The organism is Litoreibacter sp. (assembly GCF_039974535.1).
GTDB lineage: Bacteria > Pseudomonadota > Alphaproteobacteria > Rhodobacterales > Rhodobacteraceae > Litoreibacter.
Map to the genome: position 1 here is coordinate 175,286 of NZ_JBDWIU010000003.1, position 25,692 is coordinate 200,977.

At 57.4% G+C, this 25,692-nt stretch carries 21 protein-coding genes; 11 read left to right on the forward strand and 10 right to left on the reverse strand.

Features of this window, described 5'->3' with window-relative positions; translation table 11 throughout:
- Nucleotides 1-4 precede the first annotated feature (4 nt).
- Nucleotides 5-1,033, forward strand: coding sequence for a patatin-like phospholipase family protein (locus ABJN86_RS01985; RefSeq protein WP_348364402.1), 1,029 nt, complete (start codon nucleotides 5-7; stop codon nucleotides 1,031-1,033).
- Between the two features lie 92 nt (nucleotides 1,034-1,125).
- The gene (locus ABJN86_RS01990; protein ID WP_348364400.1) at nucleotides 1,126-1,782 is read left to right on the forward strand and encodes an MIP/aquaporin family protein; all 657 of its coding nucleotides are present in this window, start codon (nucleotides 1,126-1,128) and stop codon (nucleotides 1,780-1,782) included.
- Here the strand turns inward: ABJN86_RS01990 and ABJN86_RS01995 are convergent.
- Nucleotides 1,766-2,389, reverse strand: a complete 624-nt coding sequence (locus ABJN86_RS01995; protein ID WP_348364399.1) for an XRE family transcriptional regulator — start codon at nucleotides 2,387-2,389, stop codon at nucleotides 1,766-1,768. The genes ABJN86_RS01990 and ABJN86_RS01995 overlap by 17 nt on opposite strands.
- Before the next feature lie 57 nt (nucleotides 2,390-2,446).
- On the opposite strand from ABJN86_RS01995, the gene ABJN86_RS02000 reads away from it, so the two are divergent.
- From ABJN86_RS02000 to ABJN86_RS02015, 4 genes are read left to right on the forward strand one after another with little or no spacing between them, the layout of a single operon-like run.
- Nucleotides 2,447-3,931, forward strand: a complete 1,485-nt coding sequence (locus ABJN86_RS02000) for a class I adenylate-forming enzyme family protein (protein WP_348364398.1) — start codon at nucleotides 2,447-2,449, stop codon at nucleotides 3,929-3,931.
- The gene (locus ABJN86_RS02005) at nucleotides 3,924-4,568 is read left to right on the forward strand and encodes a DsbA family oxidoreductase (RefSeq protein ID WP_348364396.1); all 645 of its coding nucleotides are present in this window, start codon (nucleotides 3,924-3,926) and stop codon (nucleotides 4,566-4,568) included. Before ABJN86_RS02000 ends, ABJN86_RS02005 begins: the two co-directional genes overlap by 8 nt.
- Nucleotides 4,565-5,041: a metal-dependent hydrolase gene (locus ABJN86_RS02010; protein ID WP_348364394.1), complete on the forward strand. Its 477-nt coding sequence runs from the start codon at nucleotides 4,565-4,567 to the stop codon at nucleotides 5,039-5,041. Before ABJN86_RS02005 ends, ABJN86_RS02010 begins: the two co-directional genes overlap by 4 nt.
- Nucleotides 5,038-6,225, forward strand: coding sequence for a multidrug effflux MFS transporter (locus tag ABJN86_RS02015; protein WP_348364392.1), 1,188 nt, complete (start codon nucleotides 5,038-5,040; stop codon nucleotides 6,223-6,225). The genes ABJN86_RS02010 and ABJN86_RS02015 overlap by 4 nt, the downstream gene beginning before the upstream one ends.
- Here ABJN86_RS02015 and mfd read toward each other — a convergent pair whose 3' ends face one another.
- Both mfd and ABJN86_RS02025 read right to left on the reverse strand, forming a co-directional pair.
- A complete protein-coding gene (gene mfd / locus ABJN86_RS02020) occupies nucleotides 6,226-9,669 on the reverse strand; it encodes a transcription-repair coupling factor (protein WP_348364390.1) in 3,444 nt (1,147 codons plus the stop codon). It abuts the gene before it with no gap.
- A 31-nt stretch (nucleotides 9,670-9,700) separates the two neighbouring features.
- The gene (locus ABJN86_RS02025; RefSeq protein ID WP_348364389.1) at nucleotides 9,701-10,222 is read right to left on the reverse strand and encodes a component of SufBCD complex; all 522 of its coding nucleotides are present in this window, start codon (nucleotides 10,220-10,222) and stop codon (nucleotides 9,701-9,703) included.
- A 166-nt stretch (nucleotides 10,223-10,388) separates the two neighbouring features.
- Between ABJN86_RS02025 and hemB the strand changes: the two genes are divergently transcribed.
- The 4 genes from hemB to ABJN86_RS02045 all read left to right on the forward strand — a co-directional run bounded on the left by hemB (nucleotide 10,389) and on the right by ABJN86_RS02045 (nucleotide 13,737).
- Nucleotides 10,389-11,387 (forward strand): porphobilinogen synthase, encoded by a 999-nt coding sequence (gene hemB, locus ABJN86_RS02030; protein WP_348364677.1) that lies wholly within the window; start codon nucleotides 10,389-10,391, stop codon nucleotides 11,385-11,387.
- Nucleotides 11,384-11,770, forward strand: coding sequence for a hypothetical protein (locus ABJN86_RS02035; RefSeq protein WP_348364388.1), 387 nt, complete (start codon nucleotides 11,384-11,386; stop codon nucleotides 11,768-11,770). Before hemB ends, ABJN86_RS02035 begins: the two co-directional genes overlap by 4 nt.
- A gap of 127 nt (nucleotides 11,771-11,897) precedes the next feature.
- Complete coding sequence (locus tag ABJN86_RS02040) at nucleotides 11,898-12,455, forward strand: YSC84-related protein (RefSeq protein WP_348364387.1); 558 nt, start codon at nucleotides 11,898-11,900, stop codon at nucleotides 12,453-12,455.
- 565 nt (nucleotides 12,456-13,020) lie between these two features.
- On the forward strand, nucleotides 13,021-13,737 hold the full coding sequence (locus ABJN86_RS02045; protein ID WP_348364385.1) for a hypothetical protein: 717 nt from the start codon (nucleotides 13,021-13,023) through the stop codon (nucleotides 13,735-13,737).
- 65 nt (nucleotides 13,738-13,802) lie between these two features.
- On the opposite strand, the gene ABJN86_RS02050 is transcribed toward ABJN86_RS02045, so the two are convergent.
- Nucleotides 13,803-14,681 carry an NAD(P)-dependent oxidoreductase gene (locus tag ABJN86_RS02050; protein WP_348364384.1) on the reverse strand — a complete coding sequence of 293 codons (879 nt, stop codon included), beginning with the start codon at nucleotides 14,679-14,681 and terminating at the stop codon, nucleotides 13,803-13,805.
- Nucleotides 14,682-14,781: 100 nt separating this feature from the next.
- On the opposite strand from ABJN86_RS02050, the gene ABJN86_RS02055 reads away from it, so the two are divergent.
- A complete protein-coding gene (locus tag ABJN86_RS02055) occupies nucleotides 14,782-17,250 on the forward strand; it encodes a penicillin acylase family protein (protein ID WP_348364382.1) in 2,469 nt (822 codons plus the stop codon).
- An 11-nt stretch (nucleotides 17,251-17,261) separates the two neighbouring features.
- Here ABJN86_RS02055 and hflX read toward each other — a convergent pair whose 3' ends face one another.
- The 6 genes from hflX to ABJN86_RS02085 all read right to left on the reverse strand — a co-directional run bounded on the left by hflX (nucleotide 17,262) and on the right by ABJN86_RS02085 (nucleotide 25,682).
- The gene (hflX, locus tag ABJN86_RS02060; RefSeq protein WP_348364676.1) at nucleotides 17,262-18,539 is read right to left on the reverse strand and encodes a GTPase HflX; all 1,278 of its coding nucleotides are present in this window, start codon (nucleotides 18,537-18,539) and stop codon (nucleotides 17,262-17,264) included.
- On the reverse strand, nucleotides 18,532-18,771 hold the full coding sequence (gene hfq, locus ABJN86_RS02065; RefSeq protein WP_298256306.1) for an RNA chaperone Hfq: 240 nt from the start codon (nucleotides 18,769-18,771) through the stop codon (nucleotides 18,532-18,534). The genes hflX and hfq overlap by 8 nt, the downstream gene beginning before the upstream one ends.
- A 142-nt stretch (nucleotides 18,772-18,913) precedes the next feature.
- Nucleotides 18,914-20,374 carry a potassium transporter TrkG gene (locus tag ABJN86_RS02070; RefSeq protein ID WP_348364380.1) on the reverse strand — a complete coding sequence of 487 codons (1,461 nt, stop codon included), beginning with the start codon at nucleotides 20,372-20,374 and terminating at the stop codon, nucleotides 18,914-18,916.
- Between the two features lie 89 nt (nucleotides 20,375-20,463).
- Nucleotides 20,464-21,840, reverse strand: coding sequence for a Trk system potassium transporter TrkA (gene trkA, locus ABJN86_RS02075; RefSeq protein ID WP_348364379.1), 1,377 nt, complete (start codon nucleotides 21,838-21,840; stop codon nucleotides 20,464-20,466).
- 136 nt (nucleotides 21,841-21,976) lie between these two features.
- The gene (locus ABJN86_RS02080) at nucleotides 21,977-23,398 is read right to left on the reverse strand and encodes a sigma-54 dependent transcriptional regulator (protein WP_348364377.1); all 1,422 of its coding nucleotides are present in this window, start codon (nucleotides 23,396-23,398) and stop codon (nucleotides 21,977-21,979) included.
- Between the two features lie 25 nt (nucleotides 23,399-23,423).
- Nucleotides 23,424-25,682 (reverse strand): PAS domain-containing sensor histidine kinase, encoded by a 2,259-nt coding sequence (locus ABJN86_RS02085; RefSeq protein WP_348364375.1) that lies wholly within the window; start codon nucleotides 25,680-25,682, stop codon nucleotides 23,424-23,426.
- Between the last annotated feature and the right edge of the window lie 10 nt (nucleotides 25,683-25,692).

Consider the following 25,692-nt stretch of genomic DNA (forward strand, 5'->3'; position numbering starts at 1 on the left):
ACACATGAAGAAAAGTATCAACTTGGCCTTGCAGGGTGGCGGCGCGCATGGCGCCTTCACGTGGGGCGTGCTGGACCGCATCTTGGAAGATGACCGCATCGAGATTTCCGCAATCAGTGGAACCTCGGCGGGGGCTTTAAACGGTGCGGCGCTAAAATCCGGCCTGCTGGACGGCGGCGCCGATGGTGCGAAGGCCAAGTTGGATTGGCTCTGGGGCGAGATCGGGGCATCTGACCAGTCGCATCTTCAAAGCTGGATGAAAGGTGTCTCGCCAGGTGTCGTGAGCCACGCGGTTGAAGCCTCTCCGTTCTATCAAGCGCTGGACATGTATAGCCGTGTGGCGAGCCCCTATAACCTTGGCCTGCTCTATTCCAATCCATTGCGCCCGATTGTGGAGCAGCTGAACTTTGACGAGGTTTGCGCCATAGATGGCCCAGAATTGTTTGTCTGCGCGACCAACGTGCGCTCGGGTAAAATCCGTATCTTCGGGCGTGAGGACACAGATACGGACGCAATTCTAGCGTCGGGTTGTTTGCCCACGATCTTTAAGGCGGTCGAAATCTATGACCCTAAGACGGACCGGGTCGAGGCCTATTGGGACGGCGGGTTCATGGGCAACCCTGCCCTGTTCCCACTGTTCGAGCCGGAGCTGCCCTCGGACTTGGTGATCGTTAATATCAACCCGCTTCACCGCGAGGAAATTCCGCGCAAAGCCACGGAAATTCACAACCGGATCAACGAGATCAGCTTCAACGGGTCACTGTTTCGCGAATTGCGCGCCATTCAATTCGTCCACGACCTGATCGACAGCGGCAAGCTGACGCGCGGATCAATGAAGGACGTGTTGGTGCATATGATCGCGGATGACGATCTGATGACCCAATTGTCCGTGGCCACCAAGAGCATCCCGACCCCATATGTGCTGACGGAGTTGAAAGACGCGGGACGCAAAGCGGCCCACGGCTTCCTTGACGCGCACTTTAAGGACTTGGGCCAAAAATCTACCGTCGATCTTCGTGCGATGTTTGAGTAGGTATAGTCGAAAATACGACGCTACATCTACGCATCCGGAGGCCCCATGCAGTTCTTGACCTATGTTACCACGCCATCCCATGAGGCGCTCCTATGAACGGGCGCAAGCTGGCGGCAGAAGGCTTGGGAACGGCCCTATTGCTCATTTCGGTGGTCGGGTCCGGTATCATGGGCGAAAGCTTGGCGGGCGGAAACACGGCCATAGCACTTCTGGCCAATGCAATTGCCACGGGGTGCATGCTCTACGCGATTATCACGGTGCTTGGCCCGATCTCTGGCGCACATTTCAACCCTGCGGTGAGTTTGGCCTTTGTTTTGCGCAAGGAACTGACGCCTGCGTTGGCGTTAGGCTATGTGGCGGCGCAGATCATCGGTGGCGTTCTTGGGATTTGGGTGACCCATCTGATGTTCGATCTGCCGATTTTGCAGCTCTCCACCACGGAGCGCGCGGGCATAGGCCAATGGAGCGCCGAGTTTGTCGCGATGTTTGGCCTGTTGTTCGTGATTTTCGGCGGTATTCGCGCCAACGCGGCGGCGGTTCCCACGCTTGTAGCGCTTTATATTACCGGCGCCTATTGGTTCACGGCCTCGACTAGCTTTGCAAACCCCGCAGTCTCCATCGCACGTAGCTTTAGCGATACATTCGCGGGTATCCTGCCTGCTCATGCGCCTGCGTTCATAGCGGTTCAGCTGGTGGCTACTGCGATCTCGGTGCCGTTGCTAGGGTGGCTCTTTAGGTCATCGAAGTGACCCATAGGATCAGCGCGTCCTCCGCGCTGGTCGACACCACATTGTGCCCCATTGAGGCGTCGTAATAGGCGCTGTCGCCGCGCTTCATCTCAACGGGTTCATAGAACTCGGTGAACAGTTGGACCGCGCCGGTAAGGACATACAGAAATTCCTCGCCGTCGTGGCGGATCCAGCCGTCGAATTCTTCAAAGCTGCGGGCGCGAATACGGGCTCGGTACGGCAGCATGGCTTTCTTTGTCAGCCCCGCGTTGAGCAGCTCGTGCTCGTAGGTGGGGGTCACATGGGTCGACCCATCGTCAGAGCGTGTCACATCCATGCGCCCGTTGACTTGGGCTTTCTTGGGCGGGGTGAACAATTGCGGCATGCCGATGCCCAAGCCGTCCGCAAGCTTCTTCATCAGCTCATAGGTCGGGGACATCTGCTCGTTCTCGATCTTGGAGAGCGTGGAGCGTGCAAGCCCAGCTTCATTGGCAGCCTGCTCCAGCGTCCAATCGCGGGCTTTGCGCAATTCGCGCACGCGGGCCCCAAGGTTTAGAGGCTCCACAGGGCTGTTCTCACCGTTGGCGCGGGCTAGTCGGATAAGGCTGGGTTCGTCTTTACTGGTCATGCGGATGTCATAGCGCCCTCTTGCGGCTTGTTGCAATGGGGACTAGCCCTTTTGGGTATGCAATCTGTTTTCGATCAAGGCCCACCGCTCGCCTGCCCCGCGCCGTTTAATATGGCGGCATATGTGCTGTCGCACGCGGTGGCACTGGCGGATAAACCTGCGTTGGAGGTTGTCGGTGATACGCGCCAGACCCTGACCTATGCGGCGTTACGGCAAAGGGTCACACGGGTCGCGGGGGGATTGCGAGCGTCCGGCCTGACCGAGGGTGATCGCGTGCTGTTTCGCCTTGGAAACACTGCCGATTTTCCAGTGGCTTATCTGGCCTGCATCTGGGCGGGATTAATCCCGATCCCCGCCTCATCCCAGCTGACCGCACCCGAAGCGAGCGAGGTTGCCCGTCAAACAACACCTGCATTGATCCTGCACCAAGACGGTGTGTCCCTACCAGAGCACGCAGCGCAAGTTATGGGCGAATTGCCCGAGGCGGAGCCGATTGAGCCGGTTATGGGAGACCCGAACCGATTGGCCTATATCATCTTTACGTCCGGTACCTCCGGCAAGCCCAGCGGGGTGCGCCACGCCCACCGTGCGATTTGGGCGCGAAGAATGATGTGGGACGGCTGGTATGACCTAAGCGCACAGGACCGTGTGATGCATGCAGGTGCGTTTAACTGGACCTACACCTTGGGCACAGGCTTGATGGATCCATGGAGCGTCGGGGCAACCGCGTTGATTCCAGCCGAAGGCGTGATTTCCGATGCGTTGGCCGCTTTGATTGCCAAGCATGACGCGACCATCTTCGCAGCGGCCCCTGGGGTTTATCGCCAAATCCTGAAGTCCAAGCTGCCCATGATGCCGTCCTTGCGTCATGGGTTGTCCGCAGGGGAAAGCCTGCCTCATGTCCTGCGCGAGGCATGGCAAGCGGCCACCGGTACGGATATTCATGAAGCATTGGGGATGTCCGAATGCTCGACCTTCGTTTCCGGCAGGCCATCAGTGCCCGCCCTTGCCCATACGTCTGGTCGACCGCAAGCGGGACGCCGGATCGCGGTGTTTGAGAACGGCAAACCGGTCCCCGTGGATACCGCGGGCCTTTTGGCAATTCATCGCAGCGATCCGGGGTTGATGTTAGGATATCTCGATGAAGATTTGCCTGCTGAGGAGTGGTTCGTCACGGCTGACACCGTTCGGATGAGCGCTTTGGGTGATGTCACCTACTTGGGCCGCGCAGATGACATGATGAATGCGGGGGGCTTTCGCGTCTCGCCGCTTGAGGTCGAGGGCGTGTTTTCCGATCTCTCAGGTCTAACCGCATGCGCCGCCGTAGCTGTTGAAATCAAGGCCAATACACAGGTAATCGCGTTATTCTACACCTCTGACACCCCTTTGAGAGATGACGACATGCGCACTCACGCACACGCTTTGCTCGCACGTTATAAGCAACCACGCCTTTACATCCACCGCGACACCTTGCCAAAAGGGGGCAACGGTAAGTTGAACCGACGCTTGCTCCGAGACACATTTGAGGTCCCCAATGATTAAACTCGACATTATCTCCGACGTGGTTTGCCCGTGGTGCTATATCGGCAAGGCCCACCTTGACCGCGCATTGGAGGCCAATCCAGATCACCCGTTCACCATTGAATGGCACCCGTTTCAGTTGAACCCAACTATGCCGGAAGCTGGCATGGACCGCCGCGAATACCTTGAGCATAAGTTTGGCGGCAAAGACGGCGCATTGCGCGTGTACGGCCAAATCGCAGATGCCGCCGTGGCGGCGGGTTTGGATGTCGATTTTGGGGCGATCCAACGCACGCCTAACACGGTCAACGCACACCGCCTTATCCATTGGGCAGGTCTAGAGGGGCGCCAAACGGCCATCGTCTCCAAGCTGTTCAAGGCCTATTTCAAGGACGGGCTTGATATTGGCGATACTGAGGTGCTGCTTGATATCGCTGAGGCCGCAGAGATGGACCGCGATATGGTTGCCCGTCTCATGGCCACGGATCAAGACGTCGAGGACATCCGTGCTCGTGACGCAAACGCTCGTGAGCGTGGGGTAACTGGCGTTCCGACCAACATCGTGGCCAACCAGCATGTCCTTCCCGGCGCGCAGCAGCCAGAGCTTTGGGCGAATGTCATCAAGGAACTGAACGAGCAACTCGAAGCGCAGTCATGATCACGGCGCATCTGCCAGCGGGATATGTGGTGGGCCGGACGGCTCAACGTTACGGCGTTCACCCGTGGTTGATGGCGGCGGCGCTTGTTGGCGGGATCCTACCTGACTTTGACCTGATCTGGTTCTACTTCATTGATGGCCGCGCGTTTCACCACCACCATTATTGGGTCCATATTCCCGGATTTTGGCTGCCGATCGCGATCCTGACGTTGATTGGGCTCCACAAGTGGGCCCCGCAATGGCTGCCCCCTGCCCGTGTGTTCTTCGCGGCGATCCTTATACATCTGCTTCTGGATGCGATTGCTGGCGGAGTGGCTTGGATGTGGCCCTTTAGCAATGAGCTGTTTCATATGTTCACTGTGCCCGCGACGCATAGTCACTTCATCTTGTCCTTCATCTTGCATTGGACGTTCTCGCTAGAGCTTATGATCTGGGCATTGGCTATCTATCTGTACACGAAGGCCAATCATTGATCGTGCCAACACGCCGCCTGTCCCAATCGGAATTCATCGGCCTCATCGCCGCGCATTTTGCCATGGTGGCATTCAGTATCGACTCGATGCTGCCTGCATTGCCGGAGATAGCAAACGTCCTGTCACCTGAGGCCCCAAACCGTGCGCAACTGGTCCTGACGAGCTTTGTTTTGGGGATGGGGGTCGGCACCGTCTTCACTGGCCCCCTGTCTGATAGATTTGGGCGCAGGCCCGTGATCTTTGCAGGCGCGGTTTTGTTCATCATCGGGGCGGTCATGGCTGGTCAGGCGCAGTCGCTTGAAACCATGCTTGCCAGTCGGGTGCTGCAAGGTATCGGTGTCGCGGGGCCACGCATTGTGGCATTGGCCATCGTTCGCGACGAATATGAAGGGCGCGTCATGGCGTCGATCATGTCCTATGTGATGTTGATCTTCACCATCGTCCCTGCGCTTGCTCCTTTGGTGGGAAGCTTCATCATTGCCGGTTTCGGTTGGCGCGCGGTGTTCTACAGCTTCGTGTTGTTTGCCGTTTTGGTGGTAGGTTGGTTGATGATCCGGCAGCCTGAAACTTTGCCCCCAGAGGCGCGTCGCGAGTTCTCGTTTAAAGTGTTGGTAAGTGCCACGAAGGAGTGCTTTTCCCATAGGGTCTTCACACTCTCTACCTCGGTTCAGATCCTAGCGTACGGAATGCTATTCGGCTGCCTAAGCTCAACCCAGCAAATATTCGAGGAAACGTTCGGGCGTGGCCCAGAGTTCCCATATTGGTTCGCTTTGATCGCAGTCGTTGCGGGGTCCGCATCGGTATTAAACGCGCGTCTTGTGGTGCGTCTGGGCATGCAGCGTATGGTGGCGATTGGGTTCGGTTTGCAGATCGTGGTGTCGTTGGCGGTTCTGTCGTCTGCGGTGTTGGGCGAAGTTCCCTTCGCGCTCTATGTTATCTGGACCATATCCTTGTTCTTCAAGGCGGGTTTGGTCATCGGGAACCTAAACGCCCTCGCGATGGAGCCTGTGGGCCATATTGCGGGCCTTGCCGCATCCGTCATCGGGTCGGCCGCGACAATCTTGGGGGCACTCATCGCCGCGCCGATTGGCTTGGCCTTTGACGGCACACCCTTTCCCCTCGCTGTGGCAACCATGATCCTATCCGTGCTGGGCTTTACGCTGGTGCAGCGCGGCCTGCGGTAGCTACTTGGCCTTCTTGGCGGGTTTGAACGTGCCGGCTTGCTCCGCCAGATCACGGGCAATAGCGAAGGCGCCTTTGATCTTGTCGGCCTCTTTCTTCCAATCCCTACGAACCACGACCTTGTTGTCTTTCAGCTTGGCCATGTTCCGCTCGTCCTGCAGGTAGGCCACCAGCCCTTCCGGCTTGGCGAACTTGTTGTTGTGGAACTCGATTGTGGCCCCGCGCTCGCCTGCACTCAGCTTGGCAATCCCTGCCCGTTTGCACATCGATTTGATCCGCACGACCAGCATCAGCGTGTTCACTTCACGAGGCAATTTGCCAAAGCGGTCAATCAGCTCGGCGGCGAAGCCTTCCAGCTCTACCTTGCTCGTCAGGCCCGATAGGCGACGGTAAAGTCCAAGGCGGACGTCCAGATCAGGCACGTAGTCGTCTGGGATCAGAACTGGCACGCCAAGGTTAATTGTGGGCGCCCATTGGTCGTCGGTCTCGGTTAGGCCCTCCATCTGGCCGGAGCGGATCTTGGCGACGGCTTCTTCCAACATGGATTGGTACAGCTCGTAGCCAACTTCACGCATGTTGCCGGATTGCTCCTCGCCTAAAACGTTGCCTGCGCCCCTGATATCAAGGTCTTGGCTGGCAATGTTAAAGCCCGCGCCAAGGCTGTCGATTGAGCCAAGTACGCGCAGGCGCTTCTCCGCCGTGGTGGTAAGTTTCTGGCGTGGCTTGGTCGTCAGATAGGCATAGGCGCGGGTTTTGGAGCGCCCGACACGGCCGCGAATTTGGTAAAGCTGGCTAAGCCCGAACATATCGGCGCGGTGCACAATCATGGTGTTGGCCGTTGGTATGTCGATGCCGGATTCCACAATTGTAGTGGCCAGCAGCACATCGTATTTGCCGTCGTAAAAGGCGTTCATGCGGCTGTCCAAGTCGCCTGGGGCCATTTGGCCGTTGGCCACCAGATAAGACACTTCCGGCACATGGGTCTTCAGCCATTCCTCTATCTCAGGCAGGTCCGAGACCCTTGGCACCACATAAAAGCTCTGCCCGCCGCGGTAGTGTTCGCGCAAAAGGGCCTCGCGGATGGTGACGGTGTCGAACTCGGACACATAGGTGCGGATCGCCAAGCGGTCCACAGGCGGGGTCCCGATGATCGACAACTCGCGCACGCCGGACAGGGATAGTTGCAAGGTGCGCGGGATCGGAGTGGCGGATAGGGTCAGGACGTGGATGTCGGAGCGAAGCTGCTTCAGTCGCTCTTTATGTTGTACACCAAAGTGTTGTTCTTCATCAATAATCAGCAGCCCGAGGTTCTTGATGTTGACCTGCTTGGACAAGACCGCATGGGTGCCGACGACGATGTCGATGGTCCCGTCAGACAGACCTTTGCGCGTCTCAGCGGCCTCTTTTGTGCCCACAAAGCGGGACAGTTGGCGCACGTTGATGGGGAAGCCACGGAAGCGTTCTTTGAAGCTTTGGGTGTGTTGGCGCGAAAGCAATGTTGTGGGGGCCACAACCGCGACCTGCATCCCACTCGCAGCGGCGATAAAGGCCGCGCGCATTGCGACTTCAGTTTTGCCAAAGCCCACGTCGCCGCAGATCAAACGGTCCATGGGGCGGCCTTTGGCGAGGTCGTCCATGACCGCCTCAATCGAGGTGAGCTGATCTTCGGTTTCCTCGTATGGAAAGCGGGCGCAGAAGGCCTCCCACATGTCTTGTGGGGCTTCTACGATGGGGGCACGGCGCAATTCGCGTTCGGCTGCGATGCGGATCAGGCGGTCGGCCATATCGCGGATGCGTTGCTTGAGGCGGGCCTTCTTGGCCTGCCACGCGCCGCCGCCCAGCTTATCGAGCAGCCCTTCGTCATGGCCGTAGCGCGACAGTAACTCCACGTTCTCAACCGGGAGGTACAGCCTGTCGCCGCCCGCGTATTCCAGCAAGATGCATTCATGCGGGGCGGCGGCGGCAGTGACGGTTTCCAAGCCGATGTAGCGGCCAATGCCGTGGTCGACGTGAACGATCAGCTCGCCTTGCGACAGGCCTTGCGCCTCGGTGAGGAAGTTCTCCGCCCGCTTCGGCTTCTTGGCGCGGCGGATAAGGCGATCGCCTAACACGTCTTGCTCGGAGATCACCGCAAGGCCTGCGGCGGTGAAGCCCTGCTCCAAGCCCCAAACGGTCAGGTAAACGCCCGCCTCGCCCACGTCTTTGTAGGTTGAGACGAGTTTCGCGTCATGGATTTCTTGGTCGTCCAAAAGCCCGTGCAGCCGTTCCCGCGCCCCATCGGAGAAACTGGCTACGACCACGGCGCGCCCTGCGCGCAGCTCATTAACATGGTCGGCCAAGGCGCTGAATATGTTGCGATCTTCGGCTTGTCGCTCCGGCGCGAAATTGCGCCCGATGCGCCCGCCCGCATCCGTGACACCAGCGCCCGTGGCTTGCGGGAGTGCGGCCAATTGCAAAACGCGCCGTTGGCCCAAGGCCGACACAAAGGCCGCATCATCAAGATACAACAGCTGCGGCGGCACGGGTTTGTAAACGCTGTCGACGCGGGCCTTGGATTTCAGGGCCTCGGCGCGGTTGTCGTATTGGTCGGCAATGCTGTCCCAACGGGCAATGCGCGCGGGCTGTGATTGGTCATCAAGGGCCACAACCGCATCCGGCAGGTAGTCGAATATGGTTTCCAGCTTCTCGTGGAAGAACGGCAGCCAGTGCTCCACACCTTGATGCTTGCGCCCAGCGGACACGGCTTCATAGAGCGGATCATCGGTCCCCGCCGCGCCAAATTCGATGCGGTAGTTTTGGCGAAACCTTGTGATTGCAGGCTCATCAAGGATGATCTCGGAGACAGGTGCCAACTCAACGCGGGTCAGCTTTTCCGTGGTGCGTTGGGTGGCGGGGTCGAAGCGGCGAATGCCGTCCAATACATCGCCAAACAGGTCCAGGCGGATCGGGCCAGTTTCCCCCGGCGGGAAGATGTCGATAATGCCGCCGCGAATGGCATAATCGCCCGGCTCCATAACCGTGGGGCTTTGTGAGAATCCCATACGCACAAGGTAGTCGCGCAGTTGTTTTTCATCGATTTGACGGTCTACTTCTGCAACGAAAGAGGCCCCTGACAACACGCCTCGTGCGGGAACGTATTGGGTCGCGGCGGCCAATGTGGTCAGCAATATGAACGGACCTTTGACGCCACTTGCCAAGCCCGCAAGCGTCGCCATACGCGCTGCGGCCACATCTGCGTTGGGCGAGACGCGGTCATAGGGCAAGCAGTCCCATGCTGGGAAGTCCAGCACAGGCACCTCGGGGGCGAAGAAAGACAACGCCGTGCGCATGGCGACCATGCGCTTGTCATCACGGGCCACATGGATAACAGGGCCGCGGTCCAACTCTTTGAGCAGTAGCTTTGCGTCAAAGCCCTCTGGGGCGCCGGAAATTGTGATCATATTCATGGCTGTTGACCTACGTTATGAGGCGCGCGTGTCAACCGCCCAGAACGCCCACGGACAGGTTGTGGAACATGCCCCACATGGACGTCACAAAGATAGAAATCATCCCGATGACCTGAACCGCAAGCCTTTGGCGTCGCAACTTAAGACGGATGTCCGCCAGAGATGTGGGGTCAATGTTCCGCGCACAACGCACCGATAACGCAAAGACCAACGACATAGGGGCGAAAACCAAGAACAAAGCCTGACAAAACTCAATCCGGTAATAGAAACCGAGCATGGCGAAGGCCGTTAGCGTAAAGAATGAGAACCCTACCAACCAGCCCCCCGCACGGTCAGCGATGAACGAGAAGCGGTTGGAGTTCACCCGTACCAAATCCTTCAAATCTTGCTCTAGCTGCCCGCCGTATTTCACGGCACGCGCGACCACATCGTAAGGCACGCCAATCACATAGTGAGACGCGGCAGACCATGCGTAGGCCAAGGTGATCCAGAACCACAGGTTAGAGAAGGAGCGCATGTCGATAACTTCGAAAGCGGTTGAGTAGATGTTCACGCTTATGCGCCTCATTGGTGGGAGTGTCTTGGACGCGCACCCTAGTGGGGTAATGAGGCGATGAAAAGGCCAGCATGCGGCTTTTCCAGCCTAGGACTTGAGGCGCTGCATTAATCGTGCGACCACTGGCAAGACACCTTCAATTGCAGGCCGTATCCTTATGTCTATCACGCCGATCAACGCCCCCTTCCCGTCCACGCGGTTGCGCCGCTTGCGCCGCACTGCTGCTTTACGTGGATTGGCTGCCGAGAATTCGCTTAACGTGAACGATCTGATTTGGCCGATCTTTGTGATGGAGGGTGATAATGAGGCTCATGCTATCCCCTCCATGCCCGGAGTATTCCGGCTGACAGTAGATCGCGCGGTTAAGGCGGCCAAAGAGGCACACAGCCTTGGCATTCCCGCGATTTGCATATTTCCCTATACTGACCAAGCCGCCAGAACCGAGGATTGCGCCTTGGCGTGGTCGCTTGACAACATCTCCAATCGTGCAATTGCGGCGATCAAAGCGGCGGTGCCCGAGATTGCTATTATGTCTGATGTGGCCCTTGATCCGTATAACGCCAACGGCCACGACGGGTTTGTGCGCGATGGGGTCATAGTTAATGATGAAACGGTCGCGGCATTGGTGAAGATGACACTGGCGCAGGCTGCGGCTGGCGCAGACATCATTGGGCCATCTGACATGATGGATGGCCGCATCGGTGCCATGCGTGGCGCGTTGGAGGCTGACGGTTATCAGGACGTAGCGATCCTCAGCTACTCGGCCAAATACGCATCCGCATTTTACGGGCCATTCCGCGATGCGGTGGGCGCATCCGGCGCTTTGGTGGGCGACAAAAAGACCTACCAGATGAATCCCGCCAACTCGGATGAGGCATTGCGCCTTGTTGCACGAGATTTGTCGGAGGGCGCGGATATGGTCATGGTGAAACCGGGCATGCCGTATTTAGACATTTGTCGCCGGGTCAAAGACCAGTTTGGTGCGCCGACCTATGCGTACCAAGTCAGCGGCGAATACGCGATGATTGCGGCGGCTGGTGCCAACGGATGGGTCAACGAGGAGCAGGTGATGATGGAAAGCCTGATGGCGTTCAAACGCGCTGGCTGTGACGGCATCCTGACCTATTTCGCTCCGCGTGCGGCCAAGCTGTTGCAAGCATGAGTTATTGTGTCGGGCAAGTCTGGACCTTTCCAGAAACCGAAGACCGCCCGCAATTGGTTGTGACCATCGGGCGGATCGATACGGCGGCGGACTTAGGGGCGGAGGCATCGAACAGTTCGGTCCTGTCGGTATCAATGACGCCCAGCGAAGAGGCACGTAAGCTGGATTGGCCCGAAGTTGGTCACACCCCAATCGCCGAGACCGCATTCAACGCAGATGGTCAGGGCGAGTTGGTGATGGATGATGTTACGCCACCAAACGGGTTTAGCGACGGGTATGCGGCGTGGCGTGAATCCTTCGATGAAGGGCGTGCTGGGGTGTTTACAGTGTCACCACCTGACGCTTATGCCGCCATTTTGCAGATTTACGCTGACAACGCCTGATCACGATTGGCGATTTGCCGCCCATTTTGGGGTCAATTTGCGTGACAACGCGCTGCAATTCACCTATTTTATCCACAAGGCCCGATATCAGAGGCCAACGGCAGTAATTAAAATATAGGCGGACACCATGAATATTCTTTCTCGGCGCAATTTTCTTGCGACTTCCGGCAGCGCGACGTTGTTGGCGGCCTGTGGCAATGGCGTGAACTCCCAAGGAAGCGCTAAGATTGACGCTCGCGTCGATAGCGCTTTGGATTTTATGTACAACAACGTCGGTGGAACAACCGATTTGGCTAATAAGGCGAGTGGCATTTTGATGATGCCATTGGTGTCTGAGGCCGGCTTTGGCGTTGGCGGCTCATATGGTCGCGGTGCGTTGCGTGTGAACGATGTGACGGTTGATTATTACTCCACCACCGCAGCTAGCTTTGGTTTTCAAATCGGCGCGCAGCAATATGCCCACGCGTTGTTCTTCATGACAGAGAACGCTTTGTCTGATTTCCGCCGCTCCCCCGGTTGGACGCTTGGCGCCGACGCGCGTTACGCGGTCGCCAACGAGGGCGGAAATCTAGGCGTAGATACCACAACAGCGTTGACGCCCGTGATTGCGGTCGTATTCGGCCAAGCGGGGCTGATCGCCGGCGCGCAGGTTGAGGGCAACAAATACAATCGTATCATCCCGTAAGTTGATAATAATGCTCAGCCGTGATCACGGAATTTTGGCTGAGCATTCATTCCTAACTAATTCAAACCAAATATATTTATCTCCTAAAGGCTGCTTTGATGTGGCCGTGGCGTGTTCGTTTCTCGACACCTTGCGATAAGAGGCGATTTGCTCGGGAATTGGCACAGTGGTTTTGTTTGGCTTATGCCACCTCTTGCTCTTCGGGAAATGCAAATATTTGACTATTACTAATTGGTTTCAATTACCTACGGCACAATATTGCCTTAATTGATTAACTTGAAAATGTGCAATCTACACACATATTGTTTGTATGATTATATTAAAAACATTCCCGCTTTCGTTCTCTATTTTCTGGCGCTTCATGCTCGTTCTGCCTTTGTGGGCGGTCTTCTACATGGTGATAACCGTCATCTCTTTTTATGGCGTGTTGCACCTGTTCAGTGGAATTCCTGTAGTCGGCATATTGTTCTTAATCCTTGCGCCTTTTGCCCTATTTGCAATTGTCAGCATCATCGCAATTCATCCCTACTTGATTGGAATAGGCATTGGGTTGAAGGTGTTAGGCGTGAAGTCTAAAGCTTCGCATAAGTCATTGCTGGGCTCGGCAGTCGGTTACGGCGTCATTGAGGGTCTTGCCGCCTATCTCTTCTCTATCACCATCTTCGCGGCGGCTTTCTACCTGCTTCAAAGTGACGGCGAGCTGGCGGACGCGCTGAATGCCAAAAGTTTCCGCGACCCGATGGCCGCATTGTCGCGCCAGATTGCCTTTGGCACACTTACAGTCTTGGGGGCGCTTAGCGCCATTTTCGGGATGATCCTCCGTGCGGCATTGCTTCCTGCATTGGCCAGCGCTGCCGCTGGTTGTGACCCGAATAGCCATAGGCATACTGTGTACGATGGCGTAGGCGAAAAATTCCCTCAAATGATGGGCTTACTTGCCATGATTGCGGTAATTTCCACCGTGCTGTTGCCGTTCATTGGCGAGGCATCGCAGTACATTGGACTTACCAGCGTTCTTGTTGAGAAGCTGCAAACCCTCCTTCAGGCCGTCACAGGTGACCGCGATCTGGTGTTTGATCTTACACTCGCAATCGCGATCTTTCTGGCGATCTCGTTCTCGGTTTGGCTGTTTTGCCTGCAATGTGCGGGGGCCGCGCTCAGCTACGAGAGCCGGGTCACCGATGAGGTGCAGGTCAAGATGGAAGCGGTGAAGTCGCGTGAGGCCAGCCATGTCGACATCGCGGCCCTGCGCCGTGCACGAATGAACAACATCGGCAGATAACGCAGCTCACACGGACAGTGGAAAGTGGGCATCGGGTCTTTTTGCAAGCCCCGATGCCTGATGTGTTATTCGCTGTCCAAAGCACGCAGGCGTTTGATCAAAGATGACGTGTCCCAACGCCCGCCGCCGATCTTTTGGACGTCTTTGTAGAATTGATCCACCAAGGCGGTCACAGGCAGGGAGGCGCCATTCTCATCGGCTGTATCGAGGCAAATCCCTAGATCCTTGCGCATCCAATCCACCGCGAAGCCGTGCTCGAACTCGTCATCGATCATGGTTTCATAGCGGTTCGCCATTTGCCACGAGCCTGCCGCGCCTTGCGAAATCACCTCAACGACGGCCTTGCCATCCAAGCCAGCCTTGTCGGCGAAATGCAGAGCTTCGGATAGGCCCTGAACGACACCCGCGATGCAGATTTGATTGACCATCTTGGTCAACTGCCCTGCCCCGTTGTCTCCCAGACGTTTGCAGGCTTTGGCGTAGGCGTCGATGATCGGCTCCGCGCGGTCATAGGCACCTTGGTCACCGCCACACATCACACCTAACTGGCCATTCTCGGCCCCCGCTTGACCGCCCGAAACAGGCGCATCAACGAAACTGATCTGCTTTGCATCGGCATCCGCATAAAGCTCGCGGGTGACTTTGGCGGACACGGTCGTGTGATCCACAAACACCGAGCCTACGGGCATACCTGCGAAAGCCCCGTCGTCGCCCAAGCAGACCGAACGCAGATCGTCGTCATTGCCCACGCAGGCCATCACGAAGTCCGCGCCGCCCGAGGCCTCGCGCGGGGTTTTGGCAAATGCGCCGCCATGCTCTTCAGCCCATTTTTGGGCTTTCGCAGCGGTTCGGTTGTAAACAGTGACCTCATGGCCCGCTTTGACCAAGTGGCCCGCCATCGGATATCCCATGACACCCAGCCCTAGAAAACTAACTTTTGCCATCGAACGGCCTCCTCGGTTCAAGTAATTGATTATGCGTGCTAACCGATGTAACGACAGAGGCTGAGGCGTCAATAGCAAGGCGCAAGACTATGGCGGGTGAATGGGTCTAATATTCAAATGGTCGTTGCGGCTTTTTATGCTGCTTGCGCTGCTGGCTGGACTGGCATTGATGTCGGTGTACTACCTCGCCTCGCGCTCGCTGATTGACTACAACGCTGACTATACAGTGCCGGGCATCAACAGTCAGGTCGAGATCATTCGGACCAATTCCGGCGTGCCTCATATATTCGGCGGCACGGATGAGGATGTGTACTACGGCCTTGGGTTCGCCCACGCGCAGGACCGCTTGTGGCAAATGGTGATGCTGCGCCGCACGGCGCAAGGCCGGCTGAGCGAGTTGTTTGGTGAGAGAACTTTAAACATTGATACCTTGATCCGTAGGCTTGATGTTTACGGGCTCGCGCGGCGGTCTGTGTCTGCCCAAGATGATGAGACCAAGGCTGCGTTGGACGCCTATTCTGCCGGTGTGAACTCTTGGCTGCGCATTGTGAACAGGGAAGCTTTGGGGCGCGGCGCGCCTGAGTTCTTCGTGTTCACGCCGCAAATTGCCCCTTGGCAGCCCGCCGACAGCATCGCCGTTATCAAGATCATGGCATTGCAACTTTCTGGCCATCTAGAAGAAGAAGTCGTGCGAGCCCGTGCGTCATTGCTACTGGAGCCAAGCCGCGTGACCGACCTTCTGCCCGACGCACCGGGAAATGGTATCGCGGCCTTGGATTACGCGGCGCTGATGCAAGGCTTGGACCTTCCACGTTACGCCTCCAACACCAGTGGCCCTAAAAATCCGCTGTCCCCCTTCCCCGAACGGGAACTCGCAGGAGCCTCTAACGCCTTTGCGGCCGCTCCGGAGCGCTCGGCAGCTGGCGGGACCTTGCTTGCCAATGACCCGCACCTTGGCCTGTCTGCCCCGTCGATTTGGTATCTGGCGCGATTGGAGCTGACATCAGGGGGCGTGATCGGTGGAACCGTTCCAGGGATGCCGGTCGTGTTAACCGGTAGGTCGGACAAGTTGGGATGGGGCCTGACGTCTGCTTATGTGGACGACCAAGATGTGCTGATCGAGAAGCTGAACCCAGAGAACGTAAACGAATACCTGACCCCAGACGGCTACAAGCCCTTCAGGACGGCGCAATCGATCATCGACATCAAAGATGCTCCGTCCCAGACGATTTCCCTGCATTGGACGGACAATGGGCCCGTCTTGCCTGAGACGCATTACAACCTTGGGACGATTACGCCGCTTGGTCACGTCTCCGCGTTAAGTTGGACGATGCTGACAGATGAGGACACATCGCTGCAAGCGGGCTTGAAGCTGATGCGGTCGCAAAATGTGGCTGAGGCGATTGTAGCGGGCGCGGATTACGTCGCCCCTGCGCAAAACCTGACGTTGGTGGATCAATCCACCATTGCGTTGAAAACCATTGGCCACATCCCGCGCCGCACGGCTGCGCATCAATCTCAGGGACGCATCCCGTCGCAAGGCTGGTTGGGGCAAAACCGCTGGTTGGGCGTGCTGCCCTATGTCTCCAACCCGGAGTTCACGCGGCCATCAGGCGGGATCATTGGCAATACGAACAACATGGTGGTCAAGCGCGACTTCCCCGACCACGTGAGCTTCACCTACGGCGACACGCAGCGGGTTCAACGTTGGCGTCGCCTAATGCTAGACCGGCAGGTCCACACCCGTGACAGCTTTGTGGAGGCGCAGCTTGATACGGTGTCGTTCACCGCACGCTCCATGCTACCACTTATCGCGGCCGATCTTTGGTTCACAGGCGAAGCGGCCCCCGACGGCACGCCGGAGCGCCAAAGGCAGCGCGCGCTAGAGTTGATGGCGCAATGGAACGGCGAGATGTCCGAGCATCTGCCTGAGCCGTTGATCTATGCCGCATGGATGCGTGCGCTTCAATCACGCCTGATCCGCGACGAAATTGGACCATTAGAGAGCGAATTCACCCATATGGAGCCGCTGTTCATCGAGCGGGTATTCCGCAACGCTGATGGTGCGGGCGTTTGGTGTGACGTCCTGCAATCCGCGCCAATCGAGACCTGTACCGACATCTCACGGCTTGCCTTGGATGACGCACTGGTCTGGTTGGGCGAGAAATACGGCCCCGCCATCGAGAGCTGGCGTTGGGGCGACGCGCATGAGGCGACCCATGACCATCAGGTGTTGGGCAACATCCCGCTTTTGTCGGCCTTCGTGAACATCCGTCAATCGACCTCTGGTGGGGACAACACGATGCTGCGCGGGCGCACGTCTGGCACTGGGCCTGATCCGTTCCAGAACGTCCATGCGGCAGGCTATCGCGGGGTCTACGACTTTGCTGATCCTGACAGCTCGCTGTTCGTCATGGCGACAGGCCAGTCGGGCCACCCGCTGTCGCGTCACTACGATGATCTGGGTGTGTTATGGCGCCGTGGGGAGTACATCCCGATGTCGCTGGATCCTGAGCTTGCCCGTGCGGGCGCTGTTGGGACAATTACACTGGTGCCGTCTGGCGAATAGCTTCGCTTGCGCTATAGCTTCTCGAACTGACCCTTCTGGGTCGGCTTCCACGTGACCGTGAGCTTGAAGCCGGTCTCGGTCTGCTCTTCTTCGTCGACTACCTCTTGGCCAAAGAGCCATGCGCGTGCTTTGCCTTCGGCGAAACCCAGCTCAATGATTTCTGTGGTGGAACCTGCACGCAAAATGGCGGACACCTCCGCGAGCAATTCGTCCATCCCTGCGCCCGTGACGGCGGAGGTCAGGAATAGGGCCTCGTCACGCTCTACCTTGTTGGTGACGGTCTCCAGCTGCTCCGCATCCAGTTGGTCGGATTTGTTCCAGACCTCAAGAACCGGCACATCTTTGTCGACGCCAAGGTCGGCCATGATAGTGCGCACGTCGTGGGCTTGGCCTTCGGATTCGGGGTGCGAGATATCGCGCACGTGCAAGATCAAATCCGCACTTAGCACCTCTTCCAACGTGGCGCGGAAGGCCGCGACCAGTTGCGTTGGCAGATCAGAGATGAACCCAACGGTGTCGGACATGATGATCTCTAGGCCGTCCGGCAGCTCAACCGAGCGCATGGTCGGATCGAGTGTCGCGAACAGCATGTCCTTGACCAGCACTTCAGCACCAGTCAGGCGGTTAAACAATGTCGACTTGCCCGCGTTGGTGTAGCCCACGAGGGCCACAACCGGATAAGGCACCTTGGCGCGCGCGGCACGGTGCAATTCGCGGGTTTTGACAGTTTTCTCTAGCTGGCGGCGGATGCGCACAATGGCTTCGTCGATGGCGCGACGGTCGGCCTCGATCTGCGTCTCACCGGGGCCGCCGACAAAACCCAATCCGCCGCGTTGCCGCTCTAGGTGGGTCCATGCGCGCACCAAGCGGGTGCGTTGGTAGCTTAGGGCCGCAAGCTCGACCTGCAACACGCCTTCGCGGGTCGCCGCACGGTCCGAGAAAATCTCTAGGATCAATCCGGTCCGGTCTAGGATTTTGACGCCCCATTCCTTCTCTAGATTGCGTTGCTGAACCGGTGTCACGGGGCCATCGATCAAGACCAGTTGGACTTCGGCGTCATGCAGCCGCGTCTTTAGCTCGGCGATTTTGCCGGTGCCGAACAACGTGCCCGCCTTGACTTTGGGCAGTGGCACCACTTCGGAGCCCGCGACCTCAAGTCCGGGCAAAGCGTCCGCCAGCGAAACGGCCTCAGACAGCGCAAAGCTAGGCAGCCTGCGGGTCTGTATGTCTTTGATGTTGGGGTGAATCACCCAAGCGCGGGTGAGTCCGGCCTCTTCAGTCTCAAGAATTATCTTCACCGTCGTAAAGGTTGATCGGTTGAGACGGCATGATCGTGGAGATCGCGTGCTTGTACACCAGTTGGGACTGACCATCGCGGCGCAAAAGCACGCAGAAGTTGTCGAACCAAGTGATCACGCCTTGCAATTTAACGCCGTTGATTAAGAAGATCGTCACCGGAATTTTGGTCTTGCGAACGTTATTGAGGAATGCGTCTTGCAGGTTTTGCTTATCAGCGGCCATTTTTTATTGCCTTTTTTATTGCGCTTGGAATGCGAATGCTGGTCGGGCCAACATTTGTCCGTGATGAGTTAACAGTATGTCGTGGCTTTTATTGGGCGTCCAGCCCTGAAATTCGGGATTCGTTTCGATCGGCGGGAGCGTGTTATCTGCGCCAGAAATCAGGGTTGAACAGTGCAATAATGGCCAAAGTCTCCATCCGGCCCAGCACCATGGCGCCAATCAAAAGCGCCTTTGTCCCCACCGCAAGTTGCGCATAGGTGGCTGAATCATCAAGGGCGACATGAACAAGCGGCCCCGTCGTCGATAAAGCTGCGAGTGCAAAGATCGTGGCCTCGTCGAAGGACAAGCCGGTAAAGGCGAGTGCGGTAACAGTTCCCGCGATCGATAGCGCGAATAGCATGAAGAAAATCCACGCAATAAATGCACCCTCGCGCCGCATGCCACGCCCCAACCGTCCGCCGCTGCCAATGGAGGAAGGATGCACCAAACGTCCCATCTCGCGGGTGCCATGTTTATAAAGCGCGTAGAACCGCAAGAGTTTGACCCCGCCCGCCGTGGTCGCGACACCGCCGCCTATGATGGCCAAGCCCGCAAGCAGCAAGCCCGGGGTTGGCAGCGCGGACCAATCGCGTGCGGTTTCCCAGTCGCTGGACACGAAACCCGTCGTGGTGAGGAACGATTGCACCGTAAAGACGGCCCCCCACAATGCACGGAATGCCGAAACCAAGTCACCTTCCTCGTTTAACTCAATGGCCCCGACGAAATGCCGAAACCACAAGGCCAGTGGGACGGCGAATAGGAAACACACCGCTACGCGCATCTCCGCGTCATTTCGCAAAAGCGGTAGGTAATTCTTGTCTACGGGAGACCACAAAACTTGGCGGGTGACGGCGGCAAAGAGGAAGACGAAGATTACGAACTCGCCGCCAATGTTGACGTTCAGATCGCCCAAGGTGGGCATTGGCAAAATGCCGCTCGTTGACATGGTGGCGAATGCGACCATGAGCCCTTGAAAGCTGCTTGTGCCGGTTACGACCTGTACCACCCAAACGGCCAACGTTAGCGATAAGTAGACGGGTAGGATTTGCGAGGCATATCTGACGACGCGCTCATTGGGCTCAGTTGCGCGGGCAAGCTGCGCGCCAGAGCCGGGTAGCCCCCCCGCCGAGGCGTTCGGGCGCAAGACCTCAAAGCCGCCAAGCGTCATTGGGCCCAGCACAGCCACCGCCGTGACAAGAACCAAGAACCCACCCAGCCATCCGACCAGTCCGCGCCACAAGTGGATTGGGTCTGGCACCAGTCTTGGGATGTCAAAGATGGACGCGCCTGTGGTGGTCATGCTGGAAACCATCTCGAAGTAGGCGTTGAAGAATGACATTGATGGTCGCGCTTCGTGCAAAGGCACGGCGAGCATGATTGGCAACACCAGATAGGCGGCGACCAGGGTCAGAAGCTGGCTGCGCGCGACGTTACGAATGGGTTGGCGGTATGTGGCAAGCGCTACAAGTGCGGTAAACACTGAGAACAAAACCGCGCCGTAGAAAAACGGTTGCGCGATGCGATGTTGATCCAACGCGAAAGCTTGGATTGCCGGCAGCAGCATCGAGGCCGATCCGATCAGCATAAGTTGCACAAACAACGGAAGCCGAAGCAGTATAGGGAGCTTGGATGCTGATGTGGCGTGGACCATGTCTAGAAGAAATCTACTGAAACCTGCAACAGGCGCTCAACTTCGGGGACGTCGTCGGCAAGGGCGAAAATGACGATTGTGTCGCCCTCTTCTACCCGTGTGCCACCGACGGGGCGCACGACCTTATTGCCCTTCTGGATCGCGCCGACCAATACCCCTTCAGGGAAGTTGATGTCGCGAATGGGCTGTCCCGCAATAGGTGAGGTCGACAAAACCTGCGCTTCGATAACTTCCGCCTCAGCGTCTCCGATGGAATAGATCTGGCGAACGCGCCCGTGGCGGATGTGACGCAAAATCGAGGACACGGTGGTCGCGCGCGGGTTGATGTAGGCATCCACATCAAGCGGTCCCATCAATGGAACCAATGTCGGGTCATTGACCAAAGCGATGGTCATCGGACAGCCCTCGGCCTTGGCGCGAACGGCGGCTAGCAGGTTGGTTTTATCATCGTCTGTGACGCAGAGCACGGCGTCCGCGCGGCTGATGCTGGCCTCATTAAGCAAGTCGGCGCTAAGCCCGTCGCCGTGTAGAACAATGGTTCGTTCCAGATTGTTGGCGGCGTTCTCGGCGATGCTGCGGTTCTTCTCGATCACCTTGGCGCGAACACGCTCGGTTCGCGCTTCGAGCGCTTGTGCCACCGCCAAGCCGACGTTGCCGCCGCCGATTATGACGACACGTTCTTGCTTGGATTGCGTTTTGCCAAAAATCTCCATCGCGCGGGGCACGTCTTCGCGGTTGGTCGATAGATAAATTTGGTCGCCGGCAAAAAGTTGGTCGCCGGGGGCTGGTGCGAATAGATTGCCTTCGCGGCGCACGCCCACAACAACCGCGCGCAGGGTTGAGAACAGCTCGGTCAGCTGGCGCAGCGGCGTGTTGAGGACGGGGCAGTCCTCTTCCAGCTGAATACCCAACAATTGAACCTGACCGGATAGGAAGTTCTCAGTGTCAAATGCGGCGGGGTCGGCAAGGCGTTGCAACGCAGCCTCTGCCACTTCTTTTTCGGGGCTGATCACCACGTCGATGGGCATGTGATCGCGGCGGTAAAGGTCGGAGTAGATCGCGGTCAGATAGCTTTGCGAGCGTAGCCGCGCAATCTTTCGAGGGACCGAAAAGGCAGAGTGCGCAACCTGACAGGTGACCATATTCACTTCGTCCGAATAGGTGGCCGCGATGATCATATCGGCGTCGCGCGCGCCTGCGCGGTCCAACACGTCGGGGTAGCTGGCAAAGCCAGTGACGCCCTGAACATCCAGCGTCTCGGTCGCGCGCGCGACGAGCTCTGGGTTGTTGTCTACGACGGTCACATCGTTTTTCTCACTAGACAGGTGGCGTGCGATTTGCCAGCCAACCTGCCCTGCCCCGCAGATGATTACTTTCATCTCAGTACCCCTAGTTCTTAGAGAGATAAGCCATGGCAGAAGGTCGGGGTTGGGTCAATTGGAATGCGCCAATCTGGTATACCAGTCTAAGGGTACCCGCCCGGTGTGGTTTTCGAGGCACGGCCATAAGCGCCCCCTATTCGGAGGCGCTTTCGGCAAGATCTTCGTCCTGAACCTGAGCAACACGTGCACCAGCCTTGTTGGACGTCACAACACCGAGTGATTTAAGCTTACGGTGCAACGCGCTACGCTCCATCCCGACGAAGGCCGCCGTGCGCGAGATGTTCCCGCCAAAGCGGTTGATTTGCGTCATCAGATATTCACGCTCAAACAGCTCTCGTGCTTCGCGAAGAGGCAAAGTTGCTAGGTTTCCGCCGATGGTAACCCCGCTTTCGCTTTCAACGGCACCTTCCGACTGAGGAAGTTCCTTGGCGTCGATGTCGCCCTTGTCAGGCCCTAGGATCAGCACCCGCTCAATGACGTTCTTTAGCTGACGGATATTGCCGGGCCATTGCATGGTTTGCAGCAGTGTCACGGCATCATCGGCCAATTCACGAAGTGGCAACCCTTGGGTCGCGTTGAACATTTCAATGAAATAAGAGGCCAATGTGGGGATATCTTCGCGACGGTCTTCCAAGCTTGGGACCTCGATCGGAACCACGTTCAGGCGGTGGTATAGCTCTTCGCGGAAGGTGCCCGCCTCAATGGCTTGGTCAAGATTGCGGTTGGTCGAGGAGATCACCCGCAGATCCACACGCACGTTGTCATTGCCTCCAACACGTTGAAATTGCTGCTCGACCAACACACGCAGGATTTTGGATTGTGTGCCTAGGGGCATATCCGCCACCTCGTCGAAGAAAACGATGCCGCCGTGGGCTTGCTCCAGCAGGCCCGGCTCAATGCCTCGCTCTTTGCTTTCGCGCCCGAACAGGACCTCTTCCATGCGCTCAGGCTCTACGGTGGCGCAGTTGATCGTCACAAATGGCGCATTTGCGCGGTTGGAATTCGCGTGGATGTAGTGGGCTGCCACATCTTTTCCCGAACCCGCACCGCCCGTCAGCATAACGCGGCCGTTGGAGCCTGTGACCTTGTCGAGCTGCGATTGAAGGGCCTTGAACGCGGCACTTTCACCGATGGTTTCGGCAATGACGGTATCGCCGCGCTTGAGTTGGTTGTTCTCGCGACGCAGACGTGAAGTTTCCATCGCGCGGGTGATCACCACCATGAGCTGGTCGATGTTGAACGGCTTCTCAATGAAGTCGTAAGCGCCTTGTTTGATGGCGGCGACGGCGATCTCGATGTTGCCGTGACCGGAGATGATCACGACGGGCACATCCGGATTGTCGCGTTTGACGTGCTTGAGGATGTCGATGCCGTCCATGGCGCTGTCTTTAAGCCAAATATCCAAGATCATCAGGGCTGGGGGCTCTGCGTTGATCTCGGCCATGCAGGCCTCAGAGGTGCCCGCCAGCCGAGTGGTGAACCCTTCGTCCTTCAGAATGTCCGAGATCAGCTCTCGGATGTCGCGCTCGTCGTCTACGATCAGAATATCGCCCATATTTCTGCTCCTTTGTAGCGGCCGTTCAGGCCACGTTCTTGCGTTTTGCAGCCGTCAGGCGTGGCAGTTTTATGACTGCCTTGGCGCCTTTGTGGCCAGTGTCGTCGAAAGGCTCGGCGTCGCGCAGCACCAAACTGCCGCCATGCTCTTCGATAATCTTCTTCACGATGGGAAGGCCAAGGCCTGTGCCCTTCGCGCGGGTCGTTACATATGGCTCAAAGAGCCGTGTGCGGTCTTCGGGAAGACCGATGCCATTGTCTGAAATTGTGACCGTTACATCCTTGTTCGAGGTGAGGACGGCCAGCTTGATCTGGGGCGTGTGACCTTCATGTTCGCCCTTCTCGACGTAGCTCTCGATCGCCTCGCCTGCGTTCTTGATCAGGTTGGTCATTGCTTGCCCAATCATGGTTTGATCCAACTCGGCAAGAATGGCGTCTTCGTCGCTTTCCAGTGTGATGTCCACATCCGGCTGACCGGAACGTTGCAAGATCACGGCATCTTGGACGAGCTTCATCAGGTCGATTTCACGCAACTCCGGCTCTGGCATTCGGGCGAATTTGGAGAACTCGTCCACGATGCGGCGCAGGTCATTTGTTTGGCGCACGATGATGCCGGTGTATTGCTCAAGGCTTTCCAGCTCGTCGCCAGCAAGGGGGGTGAACTTGCGCTTAAGGCGCTCCGCCGAAAGCTGAATGGGTGTGAGCGGGTTCTTGATCTCATGCGCAATTCGGCGTGCCACATCACCCCAAGCGGCCATTTTCTGAGCGCTCACGAGTTCGGATACGTCATCAAAGGCCAGCACGTAGCCCTCTAACTCACCGTCTTCTGAGACACGGGTCGCGATGCGCACAAGCAAGCTCTCAAGTTGACCACGGCGGGTGATTTTCACCTCTTCGTTAGCTGTTTCCGCGCCACTGGTATTGAGCTGCTTCAGGAGTGAGCCAAATTCAGGAACGATCTTAGATAAGGTCAACGAGATATCGGTATCATCATTGATGTCCAAAAGTCGGCGTGCGGAGCGGTTCATAAAGGTGATGTTATTGTCCGCATCCAAACCGATAACCCCAGCTGTGACAGAGGATAAAACCGAATCGAATAATCTGCGGCGACGCTCGATTTGCTCGGTATTGCTTAGCAGTGTCTCACGTTGGACCTTAAGCTCACGTGTCATCTGGTTAAACAAACGGCCAAGCAGCGCTATCTCATCCGCGCTCTTGGCCTCCACAACCTGAACGTCCAGATCCCCTGCCCCGACACGTTGCGCGGCACTTGCCAATTGCCCGACGGGGCGCGCCAAACGTTCGGCGAACCACAGTCCTAACCAAATGGCTGCCAAAATGAGGATCAATGCGAAGCCGAGGTAAAGCAGCCCAAACTCAAACAGCAAACGTCCGCGATCATTCTCAAGTTGCTGATAAAGGCGCACGGTTTCTTGGGTTTGATCTAGCAGGCTAAGGATTTCGCCGTCGACTGTGCGGCTAATGTAAAGGTAACGGTCCGGGTATGCCGTCAGCTTTTGGAGCGCGCGAAATTCGTTGTTGGACCAATCCTCGATGATGATTGGACGGTTGTTCTGGGCATTGGTGAAGGCTACCTCGGGTACGGGTTCAAAATCGAAGCGGTAGGAGCGGTTGCCGCGCGCCATCAGCTCACCGGAACCATCAACGATGAAGGCTTCTTTTAGCCCGCGCTGCACCTGCTCCTGCGCCTGCGTTAGGACTTGGCGAAGGTCGGAATCTGAAATAAAATTAGTAGCCTGCTTGGCAATGTTCATGTACCCAGCCAGCCGCAACGAGTCTTCGCTTAAATCGTCGTGTTGCTTCTTCTCATAGGCTTGCGCGGCGGACAAAGAGGTTCCCACAACATTTCGCACTCGGTCCGAGAACCAGCCCTCTAAGCCGAAATTTAGCGTCACCACCGCGAATATCGCAACAAGGACCGTCGGGATCAGCGCCACGAGGGCGAAAACGCCGGTCAATCTTAAGTGCAACTGCGATCCGGCTGAGTTTGCTCGGCGGGACGCGACGATTTTGCCAACTTTTTGCGCGACCAGTGCGGCAACGACCAAAACGTAGATGAGGTCCGCCAATAGGATAAGGCGGATACCCTTGGATGATGGGTCCAATTCGAAGGGGCCGAGCCCCATATATGTCAAAACGGCGAGGACCGGCCCGAGCACAACCAACCCAAGGGTGGCAAAATTTTGCACCCTACGCTGTTTGCGCAACCGATTCATCCTGTCCCAAGACGCAGTGCGCCCTCGGCTCCCATTTGGGGTTTTCATCTGCTTTCTT